Genomic DNA, 19,607 nt, shown 5'->3' with positions numbered 1-19,607 from the left:
CCTCACTCGTTCAGCGTGGGGAGAGCGGGGCGACGACGGCCGGCACCGCGCGGCCGGTGCTGCTGATGGGCGTGAATTGAATTTGTGTCGTGCCGCGGGCCAGGCGCTCGCCTTGACGCGTGGTGATGGTTTGCCCAGGCAGCAGGTAAGGTTGCTCAAGGATGAGCGGCTGATTGCCGGGCAATTGCCTGATGCTGGGGACCAACCGCACCACGTAGGGGCCGGTATTTTTGAGCTGCAGCCGGTCTTGCTGCGGCTGCCAGACCAGATCCCGCCAGGGGGTTTTGTTTTCCTTCAGCGCCTCGGGGCTGGCGACGGCGACCACCCGATGGCGGGCGTTAACCTTGAGCAGGTTATCGCCTTTGCCCATATCCGGAATTTCCTGGAAATAAAGATGGCGCATTTGTTGGCGCGTGGGGTCGAGCTGCGCGGGATCGTTGAGCATGATACGCACTAACTGAGATTTACCGGGATCGATGCGCGCGACGGGGGGCGACAAAATAAACAGGGGATCCTTGCCGCGTTGGCTCAGCGCATTGTCGGCGACGGAAGAGAACAGCAGCACGGAATAATTGCCGATATTATCGACCCTCAGCGTGCTTTCGCCCTTTTTCTGATCCACCAGAATGCTGATTTTTTCCAGTTTGATCGTCGCATGGGCGCTGACGGCGGTAATCAGCAGGGTGGCGGTGACGCCAAAGGACTGAAGAAATCTTTTCATCGGTATTTCCTGAACGGCAAATGACGATTACCGATCCTCCAGGCGTGAGACAGCGGCCCAACGGATCGTGACCATTGCGGTATTGCAGCGTTTTCGCTGATTTAAGAAGGGTGGGGGCAGGAACCCTGTCCCCACATGAACGGCTTACAGGTAGTGGACTGAGAAGTTCACCGAGGCTTGCAGCGGGATGCTGTCCTGCATTTGAATGCTTTTATCGCCGATGTAGCTCAGCGGGGTCAGGAACGAGCGGTAGTTGAAGGTGCCGTTGAGGTTTTGCCCGACGGCCAGCTGGTCATATTTGGCATCTGTGGTTACGGCGAAGCGGTTGCCGGCGGCCTGGGTGAAGATGGCCTGCCCTTTATCCGCGCCCTGGGTAGCATTATTCAGATCATGAATATCATTGCCCTCGGGGATCATGACCGCGCTGACGGCTTCGCCATCCATGGCGACGTCATTCAACACCAGGCCCAGTACGGCGATGTCCTTGCCTTCGGCGCTTTTAGCCAGTGAAGCGGTAAAGTTGCCGTCCATCATCTGGAAGTCGGAATCGCCGCTCGCGCTGACGACTTCAATGCCCATGTTGGTTGGCGCGCTGCAGTTTACCGCGAAAGGAATGCTGCCCGCGCCGCCGCCTTCAAGCTCCGTTGGCATTTCTTTTTGGAAGATCTCGCTGGAGTGGCGGCCGAGTTCCACGCTGTTGGCGGTGGTGGTAATGCTGCAGCTGGTATTGTTATATATTTCCCCGGAAAAATTAACGTCGGTGCTCGCGGTCTTCGCCGCCAGAGCCGTTGAACATGCCAGCGGCAATAAGGACAACAGTAAATATTTTTTCATCTAAATTTCCTTATAGGAATGGAGTCTTCCCATTTAAATTAAAACGTCGGTTTCTTAAGCCGAAAATGAATGCCCGCGATAGTGCTTTTTCCAGGCGATTATCTGGAGAGCCTGAGACGCAGCGCGGCTGTTCCAGATGACGCTATTTTATGTGCCTGGCGCCTTTTCCGCATTATTATGCTTTGTTTTAATATAAAAATAGGTTTTATGTCTGCCGTTGGTTTGTTTGTGGCGTGATTGCTCTGATGGCGGGAGGGTTTATATAAAGAGATAGGTTTTGCGTTTTCGCTAAGTAGCGCGCTTTTGGGTTATTAATAGAATTTAGCTCGCCCGCCATAAGGAAATCACGAGGTTATTCTGCTTTTTTTGCCCGCCGGGCCGCTTTTCATCGCCGTTATTTTTCTTTTCGCCGCCACTATCGTTGAAGTTTCATTGAGTTATTTCAGAAGAACGCGGGAAATTTACAGCTGGTTGCATTTAGAGCAGAACTCTTGCGATTCGCCGGTAGTTTCCTGAGCGCCATCTCTCTAGAGTAGGTGATCCCAGAGGTATTGATTGGTGAGAAATCAGCATACTCTGTATGTTGAAGCCATTTTCAATTGCACCAACCTACGCGGATGCGTAGGTTTTTTTTTGCCCGCCATATAGTATTCTTTTCCCTACAACGATTTACGCCTCCATGGCCAAGGGAGAAGGGCATGATCTTTTCACTGCTGCGCGCGCTGTTTCGCCTGTTGTTTCGGGTACGGGTCGAAGGGGACGTCCAGCACTTCGAACGGCAAAAATTACTGATTACGCCGAACCACGTCTCTTTCCTCGACGGCGTACTGCTGGCGCTGTTCCTGCCGATAAAACCGGTGTTTGCGGTCTATGCCAGCATCGGCGAGAGCTGGTTTATGCGCTGGCTGCGGCCTTACATCGATTTTGTCTCGCTCGATCCCACCAAGCCGATGGCCATCAAGCAACTGGTGCGCATGGTCGAGCAGGGACGGCCGATCGTGGTGTTCCCTGAAGGGCGCATCACCGTGACCGGCGCGCTGATGAAAATTTACGACGGAGCGGCGTTTATCGCCGCCAAATCGGGCGCCACCGTGGTGCCGGTGCGGATCGACGGCCCGGAGTTCAGCCCGTTTGGCCGCATGGCCGGGGTGTTCAAGATCCGCTGGTTCCCGCAAATCATCATCCGCATCTTGCCGCCGACCACGCTGCCGATGCCGGAAGCGCCGCGCGCGCGTGAACGCCGGGCGCTGGCGGGCGATCGGCTGATGCAGATCATGATGAAAGCGCGAATGGACACCCGCGAACCGCAGACCCTGTTCAGCGCCCTGTTGGCGGCCGGGCATCGTTACGGGCGCCGCAAACCCTGCATTGAAGACATTTCGTTCAAGGAAGACAGCTATCAGACGCTGCTTAAAAAGTGTCTGGGCGTCAGCCGCATCCTGCAGCGCTTTACCGCCGAGGGGGAGCATGTTGGGCTGCTGTTGCCCAACGCCACCATTACCGCGGCGGCGATCTTCGGCGCATCGCTGCGCAACCGCATTCCGGCGATGCTCAACTACACCGCCGGCGCCAACGGCCTGAACAGCGCGATGACGGCCGCCGGCATCAAGACCATCGTCACCTCGCGCCAGTTTCTGGAGAAGGGCAAGCTGACCCACCTGCCGGAACAGGTGCCGCAGGCTAACTGGGTGTATCTGGAAGATCTGAAAGATACGGTCACGCTGGCGGATAAGCTGTGGATCCTGCGTCACTTGCTGCAGCCGCAGCGCGCGGCGTTGCCGCAACGTCCGGAGGACCCGGCGCTGATCCTGTTCACGTCCGGATCCGAAGGCCATCCCAAGGGCGTGGTGCATTCGCACGCCAGCCTGCTGGCCAACGTAGAACAAATCCGCACCATCGCCGATTTCACCCCGCGCGACCGCTTCATGTCGTCGCTGCCGCTGTTCCACTCGTTCGGCCTGACGGTGGGGCTGCTCACGCCGCTGATCACCGGCAGCCGCATTTTCCTCTACCCCAGCCCGCTGCACTATCGCGTAGTGCCGGAGCTGGTGTATGACCGTAACTGCACGGTGCTGTTCGGCACGGCGACCTTCCTTAACAACTATGCGCGCTTCGCGCATCCGTATGATTTTGCCCGCTTGCGCTATGTCGTGGCCGGCGCGGAGAAACTGGCGGACAGCACCAAACAGATCTATCAGGACAAATACGGCATCCGCATTCTGGAAGGCTATGGCGTGACCGAGTGCGCGCCGGTGGTGTCGATCAACGTGCCGCTGGCGACCAAGGTGGGCACCGTCGGCCGCATCATGCCGCAGATGGAGGCGCGCCTGATCGCGGTGCCGGGTATTGATAACGGCGGCCGTCTGCAGCTGAAGGGGCCGAATATCATGAAAGGCTATCTGCGCGTCGAGCGCCCCGGGGAACTGGAGCCGCCGGCGGCGGAAGATGCGAACGGCGTGCTGCAGCCGGGCTGGTATGACACCGGCGATATCGTCAGCCTGGATGAGCAGGGTTACTGCACCATTCGCGGGCGCGTGAAGCGCTTCGCCAAGCTGGCGGGCGAGATGGTGTCGCTGGAGAGCGTCGAATTGCTGGCGCAACGGCTGTCGCCGGAAAAACTGCATGCCGCCACTGTCAAAAGCGACAGCAGCAAAGGGGAGGCGTTGGTGCTGTTCACCACCGATCCCGCCATTACCCGCGAGGCATTGCTGCGGGTGGCGCGCGAACTGGGCAGCCCGGAGCTGGCGGTGCCGCGCGATATTCGCCTGTTGAAAACGCTGCCGGTGCTCGGCAGCGGCAAACCCGATTTCGTCACCCTGCGTCATATGGCCGAACAGCCGGAGAGTGCCTGATGAATCCTTCGACCGAATCCCCTTTGTTGTCACGCGGCATGATCGCGGTGATCGGCGCGCAGTTCCTCTCGGCGTTCGGCGACAATGCGTTGCTGTTCGCCACGCTGGCGCTGATCAAGCAGCAGCTGTATCCGGACTGGAGCCAGCCGATCCTGCAGATGGCCTTTGTCGCCACCTACATCATTCTGGCTCCGTTCGTTGGCCAGATCGCCGACAGCTTTGCCAAAGGGCGGGTGATGATGTTCGCCAACGCCCTGAAATTGGCGGGGGCATTGGTGATCTGTTTTGGGGGTAACCCGTTTTTGGGTTACAGCCTGGTCGGCGTGGGAGCCGCTGCGTATTCACCGGCCAAATACGGCATTCTGGGCGAGATCACCAGCGGCGAGAAACTGGTCAAGGCTAACGGCCTGATCGAGGCTTCGACCATTGCGGCCATTCTGACCGGTTCGGTGGCCGGCGGTATTCTGGCGGACTGGCACGTGGCGGTGGCGCTGGCTGCCTGTGCGTTGGTTTACGCGGGGGCGGTGGTCGCCAACCTGTATATTCCGCGTTTGGCGGCGGCGCGTCCTGGCGCTTCGTGGCGTCCTCAGGCCATGACGCACAGCTTCTTTGCTGCCTGCGTTATGCTGTGGCGCGATGGACAGACGCGTTTCTCATTGATTGGCACCAGCCTGTTTTGGGGGGCCGGCGTGACGCTGCGTTTTCTGCTGGTGCTGTGGGTGCCGGTGGCGCTCGGCATCGCCGATAACGCCACGCCGACGCTGCTGAACGCCATGGTGGCCGTCGGCATCGTGGTGGGCGCGGGGGCCGCCGCGCGTTTCGTCACGCTTAAAACGGTGAAACGCTGTATGCCGGCCGGCATGCTGATCGGCGTCGCGGTCGCGGTGTTTGCGCTGCAAACGACCATGCTCAATGCCTACGTCTTGCTGGCGCTTATCGGCATGCTGGGGGCTTCTTCGTCGTGCCGCTCAATGCGTTGCTGCAGGAGCGGGGCAAACATTCGGTCGGCGCCGGCAATGCGATCGCAGTGCAAAACCTGGGTGAAAACGCCGCCATGTTGCTGATGCTCGGCCTGTATTCTTTGGTGGTGAAGCTGGGCGTGCCGGTGGTGGGCGTCGGCGTAGGGTTTGGCGTGGTGTTTGCGCTGGCGATTAGCGCGTTGTGGTGGTCGCAGCGGCGGTGAAACGGGGCGCAGCCAGGCTGCGCCCTCAGGCTATCAAGGCGCCGGAATGGTATAACGGCTGTGAATTTCTTCGAGCGCCTGCAGCACCTCTTCATCCAACACCACATCGAAGCTGTCGATGTTGGTTTTCAACTGCTCCAGCGTGGTGGCGCCCAACAGGGTGCTGGCGACGAACGGCTGCTGGCGCACAAAGGCCAACGCCATCTGCGAAGGATCCAACCCCTGTTTCCTGGCTAACGCCACGTATTCGGCAATCGCCAGCTGGGTTTGCTGCCCGGAGTAGCGGTTGAAGCGGGTGAACAGCGTATTGCGCGCGCCGGCCGGCTTGGCGCCGTTGAGGTATTTGCCGCTCAGGGTGCCGAACGCCAGGCTGGAATAGGCCAGCAGCTCCACGCCTTCGTGCTGGCTGATTTCCGCCAGGCCAATCTCAAAGCTGCGGTTCAGCAGGCTGTACGGGTTCTGGATCGACACGATGCGCGGCAGCTCGTGTTTCTCGGCCAATTGCAGATAGCGCATCACGCCCCATGGCGTTTCGTTGGATACCCCGATATAGCGGATTTTACCGGCGCGCACCTGCTCGGTCAGCGCTTCCAGCGTTTCCAGCAGCGTTACCGTGGCCATTTCGTCGGTGTACTGGTAGTTGAGCTTGCCGAAGCAGTTGGTGGCGCGCTGCGGCCAGTGCAGCTGGTAGAGATCGAGGTAATCGGTGTTCAGGCGTTTCAGGCTGGCGTCCAGCGCGGCGCGGATATTTTTGCGATCCAGCGCCTGCTGTGGGCGGATGCTGCTGTCGTTGCCGCGCACCGGCCCGGAGACTTTGCTCGCCAGCACGATTTTCTCGCGGCTGCCGCGCGCCTTGATCCAGCTGCCGATATATTGCTCGGTCAGCCCCTGGGTTTCCGGGCGGGGCGGCACTGGGTACAGCTCGGCGGTGTCTATCAGGTTGATGCCTGCGGCTAATGCATAGTCCAGCTGTGCGTGGGCATCGGCTTCAGTATTTTGCTCGCCAAAGGTCATGGTGCCCAGTCCCAGCACGCTCACTTCTAAAGAACTGTGGGGAATACGGTGGTATTGCATTAACGGCCTTCCTTTCTTGTTAGCGCTTACGGGCGGCGGAGCCCGGTGAAACAGGAGCCAGGTATCAGGTTACGGCAGATAACCCGTCAGGCGTTGATATCGCCTTTTCCGACTATAACCAAGCCGCGAAGATGGGGGAAGTGGATTCCGTGCGGAGGAGGGGCTGAGGCTATCGCGCCGGGGATGTGCGATAGCCGGCTGGGCGGATCAGCGTTCGATAACCTGCGAAACCTGATCGCCATTGATTTGGCGCGAGTTGCCTTTTTCATCCTTGTAGCTGATCAGACCGGTATCCTGGTCGATCTCAGGTTTGCCCTGGGTCAGGATCATGTTGCCGTCTTTGGTCGCCATCACGTAATCACTGGAGCAACCCGCCAGCCCGGCGGCCATTACCAGTGCAGAAACTGCCATTACCCACTTTTTCATCCTGCGGATCCTCAGTTATGCAGAAAAGAACGTTCTTTCAAGATTAGCAAACTATCGATAGCCGATGCCTCAGATAAGTCTTTATCTTGGTCATTAAACGTGACAAATGTGAACAAAGAAGGGTAACGGGAACCGCAGAACGCGGCTCCCGCCGGAGCATTATTCGGAGACGCTGCTCTTTTTGCCGCGCATCAGGTTGAGCGCTTCGACCGACATCGAGAAGAACATGGCGAAGTAGATATAGCCTTTTGGCACATGCACCTGGAAACTTTCCAGCATCAGGGTGAAGCCCACCAGAATCAAGAACGCCAGCGCCAGCATTTTCACCGACGGGTGACGGTTGACGAACTCGCCGATCGGCCGGGCGGCGAACATCATCACGCCGACGGCGATCACCACCGCGGCCATCATGATGAACAGGTGATCGGACAGGCCGACGGCGGTAATCACCGAATCCAGGCTGAAGATGATGTCCAGCAGCATGATCTGCACGATGGCGCCGAAGAAGCTGTGCACCTTGGTATGGTGTTCTTCTTCCGATCCTTCGATGGTTTCGTGGATCTCCTTGCTGGCTTTCCAAATCAGGAACAAGCCGCCCAGCAGCAGGATCAGATCGCGAGCGGAGATGCTGTGGTCCATCACGGTGAACAGCGGATGGGTCAGGCGGATCACCCAGGCGATGGAGGCCAGCAGCGCCAGCCGCATCAGCATGGCGGCGGCCAGGCCTATGCGGCGCGCCTTGTTCTGCTGCGCTTTAGGCAGCTTGGCCACCACCAGCGACAGGAAAATAATGTTATCAATACCCAGTACGATCTCAAGAATGGTCAGCGTACCTAACGCTAACCAGGCATTGGGATCCATAATCCATTCGAACATTGCCCAGCACACCTTAATAAAATGCAAAGCGTGAATTATACGCGTTTATCGTGGCACTGACAGGGTTACCTAAACGCGAACTAAACAAAGTGCTTTAGATTAAGAAATGTCTTGCCAACAGAGCGCCGGTAAAACTCTTTTTCAGGTAGAAACCGCGCGGCAGCGTCATGATCGGCTGCCCCTGTTCGCCGATGGCCTCGGTCAGCGCCTTGCTGTTGGCCGCCTTGGGCCGCAGCTGCAGCACTTCGCCGTGGCGGGCGGTGATGCGTTCGACGTGGCCGAGCACGATCAGATCCATCAGCTCCTCCCAGTCGCGCCGCAGCATCTCTTCCTCTGCGGCGTTCGGGCTCCACAGCAGCGGCGAGCCGATGCGCCGCTGCGCCAGCGGGATGTGCCGTTCGCCCTCAACCGGGATCCACAGCACCCGCGCCAGCTTGTGGCGCACATGGCTGCTGGCCCAAGTGACGCCGCTGTTGCCGCTCAGCGGCGCGACGCAGACGAAGGTGGTTTCCAGCGGTTTGCCGGCGGCGTCGATCGGGATGGTTTTCAACTCAATGCCCAGCTCCGGGAAATCCTGTTCGGGCTTGCTGCCCGCCATGGCGCCGAGATATTGCTCCAGCAGCATGCCGACCCAGCCTTTATCGCGCTTCAGGTCTTTGGGGATCGGCAGCTGCGCGCGTGCGGCCAGCTCGCCCAGGCTGAAACCGGCCAGCGCCTGCGCGCGCTCGAACAGCTGTCGTTCGTTTTCCGGCGGAGGGGGCAATGGGGATAAAAACGCCATAAATCATGCCTGTCAGATTTGGTTGAAAAACGTACTGCATTTACGCACAGCCGATAGCGGCCGCATCTGCCTGGGGAAAAGAATAATAGTAGCATGATTTTTCATGACTTTTTTTCCTCCTCCCGGCAAGAGGGAAATTCCTGCCGGCGCTTGTGCACCTGAAGCCACCGACAATAAACAGGATCTTACACCTATTTATCCACAGATTTATGGGATAACCCAAATTTTTAGCGATCACTGGTTCGATTTACAGCCTTGACGCGGGCGGTTTTTTACGAATTTGTCCGTTTTGTGCGTAACTTACCCGGATAATCTGTGGATAAAAACGACGTTGGTGGATCTTTCGCCAGCACAGGATCCCGACCGTGCACAGATCACATTTTTACCCTGTTCATAACTGGTTTTTGTTATTTAATTTATTGTATTTAAAGTAATAATACAAAATTGGTTTTTGCCGGTTTTCTTGCGGCCCGAGAGTTTTACCGGCTTATCCCTCGAGTTCTTCACACACCTATCCACAGAAAAAGTGAATAAAACCGGCCGAAAAGGCGGGGGTATGTTTATAACTTTGCCATTATCTGTGAGTTATCCCAATGTTATCCGGCCCACGACGCTGCAAAGCAGTGGTTTACCGCCTGTAGCTTGTGTGAAACAATCAGGACATCTATGCGAATTTAAGCTTATCGAGGTAGTCCGGTGATCGATGATGATGGCTACCGCCCGAATGTTGGTATCGTAATCTGTAATCGTCAGGGGCAGGTCCTGTGGGCCCGCCGTTACGGTCAGCACTCCTGGCAGTTTCCCCAAGGTGGGATTAACCCTGGCGAAACCGCGGAACAGGCGATGTACCGTGAGCTGTTCGAAGAAGTGGGGCTGAGCAAGAAGGATGTGCGTATCCTGGCCTCAACCCGCAACTGGTTGCGCTATAAATTGCCAAAACGTTTGGTGCGTTGGGACACAAAGCCGGTATGTATCGGCCAGAAGCAGAAATGGTTTTTGTTGCAGTTAATGTGCAACGACGCCGATATCAACATGCAGCGCAGCAGCACGCCGGAGTTCGACGGCTGGCGCTGGGTCAGCTTTTGGTATCCGGTGCGCCAGGTGGTGTCGTTCAAGCGTGACGTCTATCGCCGGGTGATGAAAGAATTCGCCGTGACCGTGATGCCCATGCAGGAGCAGGCAACGCAGCGGCAGGCCCCCGCTTACCGCCGAAAGAGAGGTTAAGTTAAGCAGACTATGCTCACGCGCTTGCGAGAAATTGTTGAGAAGGTGGCCGCGGCGGCCAGTCTGACGGATGCGCTGGATCTTTTGGTCAACGAAACCTGCCTGGCGATGGATACGGAAGTCTGTTCCATTTATCTGGCAGACAACGACCGCCGCTGTTATTACCTGATGGCGACACGCGGGTTGAAAAAACCGCGTGGGCGCACCATCGCGCTGGCCTTCGACGAAGGCGTCGTGGGCCTGGTCGGGCGGCGGGCGGAGCCGATTAACCTGGCGGATGCGCAAAGCCACCCCAGCTTTAAATACGTTCCTCAGGTGAAGGAGGATCGCTTCCGATCCTTCCTCGGCGTGCCGATCATCCACCGTCGCCAACTGCTGGGCGTGCTGGTGGTGCAGCAGCGTGAGCTGCGCCAGTTCGATGAAAGCGAAGAATCCTTCATGGTGACCCTGGCCACGCAGATGGCCGGGATCCTCTCGCAGTCGCAGCTCAACGCCATTTTCGGTCAGTATCGGCAGACGCGCATTCGCGCGCTGGCGGCGTCGCCCGGCGTGGCGGTGGCGGAAGGCTGGCAAGACAGCAGCCAGCCTTCGCTCGATCAGGTGTACCGCGCCTCGACGCTGGACACCGCCAGCGAGCGCGAACGCCTGACCCAGGCGCTGGAAGAGGCCGGCGCGGAGTTCCGCCGCTTCAGCAAGCGTTTTGCCGCCAGCTCGCAAAAAGAGAGCGCGGCGATCTTCGATCTCTATTCCCACCTGTTGAACGACGCCCGCCTCAAGCGCGAGCTGTTCGCCGAAATCGACAGCGGTTCGGTGGCCGAATGGGCGGTAAAGCAGGTGATAGAAGCCTTCGCCGAACAGTTCGCCAGCCTGCAGGACACCTACATGCGCGAGCGCGCCAGCGACCTGCGCGCGCTCGGCCAACGCCTGCTGTTCCACCTCGATGACACCACCCAGGGCGCCACCCAATGGCCGGCGCGCTTCGTGCTGGTGGCCGACGAACTGACCGCCACCCTGCTGGCCGAGGTGCCGCAGGATCGCCTGGTCGGCGTAGTGGTGCGCGACGGCGCGGCCAACTCGCACGCGGCTATTTTGGTGCGGGCGATGGGCGTGCCGACGGTGATGGGCGCCGATATCCAGCCTTCGCTGCTCAGCCAGCGGCTGCTGATTGTCGACGGTTACCGCGGCGAACTGCTGGTCGACCCGGAACCGGTGCTGGTGCAGGAGTACCAGCGGCTGATCAGCGAAGAGCTGGAGCTGAGCAAGCTGGCGGAAGACGACGTTGAGCAGCCGGCGCAGCTGAAAAGCGGCGAGCGCATACAGGTGATGCTGAACGCCGGCCTCAGCCCGGAACACGAGCAGCTGCTGGGCGGCCGGGTGGATGGCGTCGGCCTGTACCGCACCGAAATCCCCTTCATGCTGCAGAGCGGTTTCCCCTCGGAAGAGGAGCAGGTTGGGCAATATCAGGGCATGCTGCAGCTCTACCCAACCAAGCCGGTCACCCTGCGCACGCTGGACATCGGCGCCGACAAACAGCTGCCCTACATGCCGATCAGCGAGGAAAACCCTTGCCTCGGCTGGCGCGGCATTCGCATCACGCTGGACCAGCCGGAAATTTTCCTGATCCAGGTGCGCGCCATGCTGCGCGCCAATGCCGGCACCGGCAACCTGGGCATCTTGCTGCCGATGATCACCAGCCTCGAAGAGATCGACGAGGCCAGGCGCCTGATCGATCGCGCCGGTCGGGAGGTGGAAGAGGTGCTGGGCTATGCGATCCCGAAACCGAAGATCGGCGCGATGCTCGAAGTGCCGTCGATGATTTTCCTGATCCCGTATCTGGCCGGACGCGTTGATTTCATCTCGGTCGGCACCAACGATCTGACCCAATATTTGCTGGCGGTGGATCGCAACAACACCCGGGTGGCGTCGCTGTACGACAGCCTGCATCCGGCCATGCTGCAGGTGCTTAAACTGATCGTCGAGCAGGGCAAGGCGGCCGGGCTGCAGGTCAGCCTGTGCGGCGAACTGGCGGGCGATCCCATGGGGGCGCTGCTGCTGGTGGGCATGGGCTACCGCAATCTGAGCATGAACGGCCGCAGCGTGGCGCGCATCAAATACCTGCTGCGGCACATTGAGTTATCCGACGCCGAAGTGCTGGCGCAGAGGGTGCTTGGCGCCCAGATGACCACGGAAGTGCGCCACCTGGTGGCGGCGTTTATGGAGCGGCGCGGCATGGGCGGGTTGATCCGCGGCGGCAGATAAACGCGGCGGCGGACCGATTTTTTTACAGAACTTTTCCCTGCCCGCCACCCCGGACGCCGTTAAGCCTATGTTATGATGCGCAACCTCAGCGCGGCGTAACCTCGTCGCCGCTTGGCACCTGCCGCCCCCGGATGGGGAAGAATAACAGACATGTTGTGGTGATAGATGAGCAATAGCTATCTGGCGTTTCCTAAATTTGATCCGGTCATTTTCTCTGTCGGCCCGGTTTCCCTGCACTGGTATGGTCTGATGTACCTGGTCGGCTTCGTTTTTGCCATGTGGCTGGCGGTGCGTCGCGCCAACAAGCCGGGCAGCGGCTGGACCAGGGATGAGGTGGAGAACCTGCTGTACGCCGGTTTCCTGGGGGTGTTCATCGGCGGCCGCGTAGGTTACGTGCTGTTCTACAACCTGCCGCTGTTCCTGGATAACCCGCTGTACCTGTTCAAAGTGTGGGATGGCGGCATGTCGTTCCACGGCGGCCTGATGGGCGTGATCCTGGTGATGTTCTGGTTTGCCCGTCGCACCAAGCGCACCTTCTTCCAGGTCTCTGATTTTATTGCCCCGTTGATCCCGTTTGGCCTCGGCGCCGGCCGCCTCGGCAACTTTATCAACGGCGAACTCTGGGGCCGCGTAACCACCGACACCCCCTGGGCGATGCTGTTTCCGGGCTCGCGCAGCGAAGACGTGGCCATCGCCGCCGCCGATCCTTCGCTGCTGCCGCTGCTGAATCAGTATGGCGTGCTGCCGCGCCACCCGTCGCAGCTGTATGAACTGCTGCTGGAAGGCGTGGTGCTGTTTATCATTCTGAACCTGTTTATTCGCAAGCCGCGCCCAATGGGGGCGGTATCCGGCCTGTTCCTGATCGGTTATGGCGCTTTCCGCATTATCGTTGAGGCTTTCCGCCAGCCGGATGCCCAGCTCGGCCTGTTCGACGGCGTGATCAGCATGGGGCAGATCCTGTCCGTTCCTATGGTCGTGGCCGGTATTATTATGATGATTTGGGCGTACCGTCGTCGCCCGCAGCAACAACTGTCGTGAGGAACAAATGAAACAGTATCTGGATTTGATGAACAAGGTGCTCGCCGAGGGCACCCCCAAAGCCGACCGCACCGGCACTGGCACGCTGTCGATTTTCGGCCACCAGATGCGTTTCAACCTGCAGGAAGGCTTCCCGCTGGTGACCACCAAAAAATGTCACCTGCGGTCGATCATCCACGAGCTGTTGTGGTTCCTGAACGGCGACACCAACGTCGCCTACCTGCGTGAAAACAACGTCACCATCTGGGACGAATGGGCCGATGAAAACGGCGATCTCGGCCCGGTTTACGGCAAGCAATGGCGCGCCTGGGGCGCGGCGGACGGCCGCCAGATCGATCAACTGAGCAACGTGCTCGAACAGCTGAAACAGGATCCGGACTCGCGCCGCATCATCGTTTCCGCTTGGAACGTCGGCGAACTGGAGCAGATGGCGCTGGCGCCGTGCCATGCGTTCTTCCAGTTCTACGTGGCGGACGGCAAGCTCTCTTGTCAGCTGTATCAGCGTTCGTGCGACGTGTTCCTCGGCCTGCCGTTCAATATCGCCAGCTATGCGCTGCTGGTGCATATGATGGCGCAGCAGTGCGATCTGGAAGTGGGCGATTTCGTCTGGACCGGCGGCGATACGCACCTGTACAGCAACCATATGGAACAGACGCGGCTGCAGCTAACCCGGGAGCCGCGCCCGCTGCCGAAGCTGGTGATCAAGCGCAAGCCGGATTCGCTGTTCGACTACCGTTTCGAAGACTTCGAAATCGAAGGTTACGATCCGCACCCGCCAATCAAGGCGCCGGTCGCTATCTGACACTCGCGGCATAGCACTCAGGGGCGCACCGGTTGCGCTCCTTTTTTTTGCCTGAAATTGCGCGCTGCGCCGCATTTTATTGCTTTCATCTGTATCGACAGGGAAAAGATTGCGCAGCGCGCTTCAACCCCGTCGATCACCGCTTTATCCCTGCATTGCCGCCATTACACTGGCCGCCATGAACGCTAATTCCGATTTTTTCTTCGATGCCCGCCAACGCGGCATGACGCTGATCGAGCTGCTGGCGGTGATCCTGATCGCCGGCATGCTTACCGGTTGGGGCGTCAGCCACTGGCGCCATTATCAACAGGCGCTGCGGCTTGAGCATACCGCTCAGCAGCTGTTGGCGTTTCTGGTCCGGCTGCAGGCGGACGCCAACTGGCGCAACCGCCCAGCGCTGCTGTGGTTCAAAGCCGGAGAACCCTGGTGCATCGGCAGCGGCGAACCGCCGCCGGACTGCGTTTCGCCGCCCGGCGAGTTTTATCTTCCGCACTACCGCGACGTGCTGTTGAGTGCCCATACCGGCAAGGATTTTGGTTTTTACGGCCTGCGCAACAATGCGCAGGGCGGGCATATCGTCCTCAGCAACGGCGCGGGTAGCCTGCGGCTGGTGTTGTCCGCAAGAGGGCGGCTGAGGCTGTGCAGCGAGCGGCTGAGCGTGCGGGGGATAGCCCTATGCCAACCTTAGCGCGCGGATTTACCCTGCCGGAGGTGCTGCTGGCGCTATCGTTTGGCAGCCTGATTGCGCTGGCTGCGGCCAAAACTTACCCGCTGTTGCGCCAGCAAAGCGTGGCGCTCGGCCAGCACTATCGCCTGGAGCTGGCGCTGCGGCAGCTGGCGTTCGGCATAGAAAAAGATCTGCGCCGCGCGGGATTCTGCGCCGGGCGCTGTCCGGGGAGGGCGCTACTGCTCGACCGCGCGCCGGGCGAAGCCGCGGGCAGCTGCGTGATCGTCGCCTATGACATCACCCGCAGCGGCCAATGGGCCGGTACGGGCGAGGACGCCGGCTATTTCGGCTATCGGCTGCGGCTGGGGGCCATCGAGGCGCAGCGCGGCGTCAGCGACTGCCGCGGCACCGGTTGGGAAAGGCTGCTGGATCAGGATGAGGTGCGCATAGAGTCGTTCAGCGTGGCGCTCACCCCGGGCGATGGCGGCAAAACGCTGGCCCGCCTGACGCTGGCGGGGCGTTCGGCCCGCGACGGCGGCATCAGGCGCAGCCTCAGCTGGGCCATCGGCCTGGCCGCGTTGCCATGAGCGCGCCTGCCCAGCGGGGCGGCAGCACGCTGGCGGCGGTGATGCTGCTGTTGGTCATGGGGCTGATGCTGCTGAATGCCCAGCATCGCCAATTAGACCAGGCGCTGCTGTTGGCGAGCGATCAGCGGCGCTACCTGCTGGCCTATAATCAGGCCGCTTCGGCGCTGAGCTGGGGCATGGCCCAGCGCTGGCCGCTCGAACGGCTGAGCGGCCAGCGCTGGCTGTGCCGCCCAGGCTTCGGCTTTAGCGCCTGCGTCAGGCTTTCCGCCCGGCAGGGCGTCGTGCTGGTACGCGGCGAGGGGGAAATGCGCGGCGGCGAGCCGCTGAGGCTGTATCAGCTGGCCAGGGCCGGGGGGGATGCCGCGGATGTGGAACTGATGGCCGAACCGGGCGGCTGGCTGGATTTCTGCCCGGAGAAGGGGCCGGCCGGCTGTGCGGACTAACCGGCGGCGGGGCGGCGGAGGCCGGAACGGCTTCAGCCTGCCGGAGGTGCTGGTGGCCGCGTTGCTGTTCGCGGTGTCGCTGCTGGGATTGTTACAGTATCATCAGGTGCTGTTGCAGTCGTTCCAGCGCCAGTGGCAGTATCGCCAGGCCTGGTCGCTGGCGCATCAGCAGTTGGAGGTCTTCGCCGCGACCGGGCGAACCGATGCCGAACCGCCGCCCTCCGGCTGGCGGCGCGAGCTGCAGCTCGACAGCGCAGACGCCGGTTGCCGGCGGCTAGTGGTGAAGATACAGACTCCGCAGCGGCAATGGGCGGAACTGAGCCGTTGGTATTGCACCCGCCGCTAATCTGGCGCGTATTTTGTTTTAAAGGAGCCCCAATGTTTACGGTTTATCATTCCAATCAGTTGGATTTATTGAAAACGCTGACCAGTGCGTTGATAGCCAGAGATCCGTTGGCCGATCCTTTTCAACAGGAAGTGGTGCTGGTGCAAAGCCCTGGCATGGCGCAGTGGCTGCAAATGCAGCTGGCGGAGCAATTCGGCATCGCCGCCAACATCGCCTTTCCCCTGCCGGCGACTTTTATCTGGGACATGTTTACCCGGGTGCTGCCGGATATTCCGAAGGAAAGCGCCTTCAGCAAGGACGCCATGACCTGGAAGCTGATGTGGCTGCTGCCGGAACTGCTGACCCAGCCGGCGTTTGCCGCGCTGCAGCACTACCTCACCGACGACGGCGACAAACGTAAAATTCATCAGCTGGCCGGCAGGGTGGCCGACCTGTTTGACCAATATCTGGTGTATCGCCCGCAGTGGCTGGAAAGCTGGCAGCGCGGCGAGCGCATCGACGGCCTGGCGGAAGCCCAGCAGTGGCAGGCCCCGCTGTGGGCCCGTTTGGTGGAATACACGCGTGAGTTGGGGCAGCCGGAATGGCACCGCGCCAACTTGTACAGCCGCTTTATCAACGCGCTGGATAACGCGGAGCACTGCCCGCCGGGTCTGCCGCCGCGGGTGTTTATCTGCGGCATTTCGGCGCTGCCGCCGGTGTATCTGGAAGCGCTGCAGGCGCTGGGCCGCCATATCGACATTCATCTGATGTTCACCAACCCCTGCCGCTATTACTGGGGCGATATTCAGGACTACGCGTTTCTCGCCCGCCTGCAAAGCCGCAAGCGCCGCCACTATCATCAGGCGCGGGAGCAGGGGTTATTCCGCGAACCCGGCGCGGCGGCGCAGCTGTTTGACGCCGAAGGGCAACAGCAGCTCAGCAACCCGCTGCTGGCCTCCTGGGGCAAGCTGGGGCGCGATCATCTCTACCTGCTGTCGCAGATGGACAGGGTGCAGGAGGTCGATGCCTTCGTTGATATTCCCGCCGACAATATGCTGCACGCCATTCAGCGCGACATGCTGGAGCTGGAGGATCACGCGGTGATCGGCAGCACGCCGGAAACGCTGGAGAGCAGCGCGGCCAAACGCCGGCTGGAGCGGGAGGACCGTTCACTCAGCCTGCACGCCTGCCACAGCCCGCAGCGCGAAGTGGAGGTGCTGCACGATCAACTGCTGACCATGCTGGCGGAAGATCCGGCGCTGACGCCGCGCGATATTATCGTGATGGTGGCGGACATCGACAGCTATACCCCTACATTCAGGCGGTGTTCGGTAATGCCTCCGCCGAGCGATACCTGCCGTTTGCGATCTCCGACCGCAAAGCGCGCCAGGCGCATCCGGCGCTGCAGGCGTTTATTTCGCTGCTCGATCTGCCGCAGAGCCGCTTTACCTCGGAACAGGTGCTGGCGCTATTGGAGGTGCCGGCGTTGGCGGCGCGTTTCGCCATCCGCGAGGAAGGGCTGCGCCTGCTGCGCCATTGGGTTGGCGAATCAGGCGTGCGCTGGGGGCTGGACGACGACAACGTGCGCGAGCTGGATTTGCCGGCGACCGGCCAGCATACCTGGCGGTTTGGCATCACGCGCATGCTGCTTGGCTATGCGATGGACAGCAAAGCCGGCGATTGGCAGGGCATTCTGCCCTATGACGAATCGAGCGGGCTGGTGGCCGAACTGGCCGGGCAGCTGGCGGAGCTGTTGGCCAGCCTGAGCCGCTGGCGGCAACTGCTGAGCGAAGCGCGCCCGCTGGAGGCGTGGCTGCCGCTGTGCCGCCAGCTGCTGGACACCTTCTTCGAACCGGATGGCGAAACCGAAGTGGTGCTGGCGCTGATCGAGCAGCAGTGGCAGCAGGCCATCGGCTTCGGGCTGGCGGCTCGTTATCCGGATGCGGTGCCGTTGAGCATCCTGCGCGACGATCTGGCGGCGCGTCTCGATCAGGAACGCATCAGCCAGCGTTTCCTCGCCGGGCAAATCAACTTCTGCACCCTGATGCCGATGCGTTCGATCCCGTTCAAGGTGGTTTGCCTGCTGGGCATGAACGACGGGGTGTATCCGCGCACGCTGCCGCCGCTCGGCTTTGACCTGATGGCGCAGCAGGTCAAACGCGGCGACCGCAGCCGCCGCGACGACGACCGCTACCTGTTCCTCGAGGCGATCCTGTCGGCGCAGCAGCGGCTGTATATCAGCTTTATCGGCCGCTCCATACAGGATAACGGCCTGCGCTATCCTTCGGTGCTGGTTACCGAGCTGCTGGAGTATCTGGAGCAGAGCTATTGCCTGCCGGGGGATGAAACGCTGGACGCCGACGGCAGCGCCCAGCGCGTCGGCGAACACCTGCTGAAGTGGCATGCGCGCATGCCGTTCGCCGCCGAGAATTTCCTGCCCGGCAGCGAGGAGCAAAGCTACGCGGCCGAATGGCTGCCCGCCGCCGACCGGCGCGGCGCGGCGCACCCGGCCTTCAATCAGCCGTTGCTCCCTGACGGCGAACAGCAAATCTCACTGGACGACCTGCTGCGGTTCTATCGTCACCCGGTCCGCGCCTTCTTCCAGCTGCGCCTCGGCGTCAGTTTTATCCTGGAGGAGACCGAGCTGCCGGACGAAGAACCCTTCACGCTGGATAACCTCAGCCGCTACCAGTTCAACAGCCAGCTGTTAAACACCCTGATAGACGGTGAAGATCCGACCCGCCTGTTCCAACGGGTGCGCGCCGCCGGCGGTTTGCCGTTTGGCGCCTTCGGCGAGATTTACTGGCAGAAACAGCAGGAGGAGATGATCGAGTTGGCCGAACTGGTGCGCGCGGAACGCCGCGAGGGCCACAGCCTGGAGCTGGATATCGACATCGACGGCGTGCGTATCAGCGGCTGGCTGCATCAGGTGCAGGACGATGGCCTGCTGCGCTGGCGGCCCGCCACCCTGTCGGCGGTGGACGGCATCCTGCTATGGCTGGAGCACCTGGCGTACTGCTGTGCCGGCGGCGCGGGTGAGAGCCGTATGTATGGGCGCAAAAATTCCGCCTGGCGCTTTGCGGCGCTGGCGCCGGAAGAGGCGCGCAAACAGCTGGCGACGTTGCTGGCGGGGTACCGGCGCGGCCTGTGCCAACCGCTGCTGCTGTTGAACAAAAGCGGGTGGGCCTGGTTGAGCCAATGCTACCAGCCGGAAACGCAGCAGATTGACTGGGAAGAAGAGGCGCAGGTCAAAGCGCGCGCCAAGCTGCTGCAGGCCTGGCAGGGCGATCAGCGCATCCCGGGCGAGGGCGAGGATCCTTATGTCCAACGGGTGTTCCGTCAGTTGGACAACGACTGCCTGGCGCAAATTCTGGCCGAAACAGAACGTTACCTGTTGCCGGTGGCGCGACATAATTTAGGGTAACTCCGTGGCCTTACCCAAGGTAACCATCCCCCGGTGGTACTGCGTGTCGGGAGGTGGTAAAAATAACACAGGTTATATTCAACCATTGGGG

The 19,607-nt window shown here is 60.6% G+C and carries 15 protein-coding genes and 2 pseudogenes; 11 read left to right on the top strand and 6 right to left on the bottom strand.

Going from position 1 to position 19,607, the window contains the following annotated elements; translation table 11 throughout:
* Positions 1-10: 10 nt before the first annotated feature.
* Both D7I37_RS02095 and D7I37_RS02090 read right to left on the bottom strand, forming a co-directional pair.
* Positions 11-721 carry a fimbria/pilus periplasmic chaperone gene (locus D7I37_RS02095; protein WP_061796814.1) on the bottom strand — a complete coding sequence of 237 codons (711 nt, stop codon included), beginning with the start codon at positions 719-721 and terminating at the stop codon, positions 11-13.
* A 144-nt stretch (positions 722-865) separates the two neighbouring features.
* Positions 866-1,555 carry a hypothetical protein gene (locus tag D7I37_RS02090; RefSeq protein ID WP_129543225.1) on the bottom strand — a complete coding sequence of 230 codons (690 nt, stop codon included), beginning with the start codon at positions 1,553-1,555 and terminating at the stop codon, positions 866-868.
* 698 nt (positions 1,556-2,253) lie between these two features.
* Here D7I37_RS02090 and aas point away from each other — a divergent pair.
* A complete protein-coding gene (gene aas / locus D7I37_RS02085) occupies positions 2,254-4,407 on the top strand; it encodes a bifunctional acyl-ACP--phospholipid O-acyltransferase/long-chain-fatty-acid--ACP ligase (RefSeq protein ID WP_129543224.1) in 2,154 nt (717 codons plus the stop codon).
* Positions 4,407-5,590, top strand: a pseudogene (gene lplT, locus D7I37_RS02080) (lysophospholipid transporter LplT). Before aas ends, lplT begins: the two are co-directional and overlap by 1 nt.
* A 33-nt stretch (positions 5,591-5,623) precedes the next feature.
* Here the strand turns inward: lplT and D7I37_RS02075 are convergent.
* The 4 genes from D7I37_RS02075 to mutH form a co-directional block, all read right to left on the bottom strand.
* Positions 5,624-6,664, bottom strand: coding sequence for an NADP(H)-dependent aldo-keto reductase (locus tag D7I37_RS02075; protein WP_061796807.1), 1,041 nt, complete (start codon positions 6,662-6,664; stop codon positions 5,624-5,626).
* A gap of 207 nt (positions 6,665-6,871) precedes the next feature.
* Positions 6,872-7,090, bottom strand: a complete 219-nt coding sequence (locus D7I37_RS02070) for a YgdI/YgdR family lipoprotein (RefSeq protein ID WP_061796804.1) — start codon at positions 7,088-7,090, stop codon at positions 6,872-6,874.
* Between the two features lie 159 nt (positions 7,091-7,249).
* Positions 7,250-7,966 (bottom strand): TerC family protein, encoded by a 717-nt coding sequence (locus D7I37_RS02065; protein WP_061796802.1) that lies wholly within the window; start codon positions 7,964-7,966, stop codon positions 7,250-7,252.
* 94 nt (positions 7,967-8,060) lie between these two features.
* Positions 8,061-8,747: a DNA mismatch repair endonuclease MutH gene (mutH, locus tag D7I37_RS02060; protein ID WP_061796800.1), complete on the bottom strand. Its 687-nt coding sequence runs from the start codon at positions 8,745-8,747 to the stop codon at positions 8,061-8,063.
* Between the two features lie 696 nt (positions 8,748-9,443).
* Between mutH and rppH the strand changes: the two genes are divergently transcribed.
* From rppH to recC, 9 genes and pseudogenes are all read left to right on the top strand, one after another.
* Positions 9,444-9,971 carry an RNA pyrophosphohydrolase gene (gene rppH, locus D7I37_RS02050; RefSeq protein WP_061796798.1) on the top strand — a complete coding sequence of 176 codons (528 nt, stop codon included), beginning with the start codon at positions 9,444-9,446 and terminating at the stop codon, positions 9,969-9,971.
* A 12-nt stretch (positions 9,972-9,983) separates the two neighbouring features.
* A complete protein-coding gene (gene ptsP / locus D7I37_RS02045; RefSeq protein ID WP_061796796.1) occupies positions 9,984-12,230 on the top strand; it encodes a phosphoenolpyruvate--protein phosphotransferase in 2,247 nt (748 codons plus the stop codon).
* Between the two features lie 165 nt (positions 12,231-12,395).
* Positions 12,396-13,268: a prolipoprotein diacylglyceryl transferase gene (lgt, locus tag D7I37_RS02040; RefSeq protein ID WP_129543222.1), complete on the top strand. Its 873-nt coding sequence runs from the start codon at positions 12,396-12,398 to the stop codon at positions 13,266-13,268.
* Between the two features lie 7 nt (positions 13,269-13,275).
* Positions 13,276-14,070, top strand: a complete 795-nt coding sequence (gene thyA, locus D7I37_RS02035; RefSeq protein WP_061796792.1) for a thymidylate synthase — start codon at positions 13,276-13,278, stop codon at positions 14,068-14,070.
* A 178-nt stretch (positions 14,071-14,248) separates the two neighbouring features.
* A complete protein-coding gene (locus tag D7I37_RS02030) occupies positions 14,249-14,758 on the top strand; it encodes a prepilin peptidase-dependent protein (protein WP_061796790.1) in 510 nt (169 codons plus the stop codon).
* Positions 14,746-15,324, top strand: a complete 579-nt coding sequence (locus D7I37_RS02025) for a prepilin peptidase-dependent protein (RefSeq protein ID WP_061796788.1) — start codon at positions 14,746-14,748, stop codon at positions 15,322-15,324. The genes D7I37_RS02030 and D7I37_RS02025 overlap by 13 nt, the downstream gene beginning before the upstream one ends.
* On the top strand, positions 15,321-15,767 hold the full coding sequence (locus D7I37_RS02020; protein WP_095099011.1) for a YgdB family protein: 447 nt from the start codon (positions 15,321-15,323) through the stop codon (positions 15,765-15,767). The genes D7I37_RS02025 and D7I37_RS02020 overlap by 4 nt, the downstream gene beginning before the upstream one ends.
* The gene (locus D7I37_RS02015) at positions 15,757-16,113 is read left to right on the top strand and encodes a prepilin-type N-terminal cleavage/methylation domain-containing protein (RefSeq protein WP_061796784.1); all 357 of its coding nucleotides are present in this window, start codon (positions 15,757-15,759) and stop codon (positions 16,111-16,113) included. Before D7I37_RS02020 ends, D7I37_RS02015 begins: the two co-directional genes overlap by 11 nt.
* A 32-nt stretch (positions 16,114-16,145) precedes the next feature.
* Positions 16,146-19,516: pseudogene (recC, locus tag D7I37_RS02010) on the top strand (exodeoxyribonuclease V subunit gamma).
* Positions 19,517-19,607 lie beyond the last annotated feature (91 nt).

The sequence above is a fragment of the Serratia sp. 1D1416 genome (assembly GCF_003641105.1).
Lineage (GTDB): Bacteria > Pseudomonadota > Gammaproteobacteria > Enterobacterales > Enterobacteriaceae > Serratia > Serratia ficaria.
This window is presented reverse-complemented; position numbering and strand designations above follow the sequence as displayed.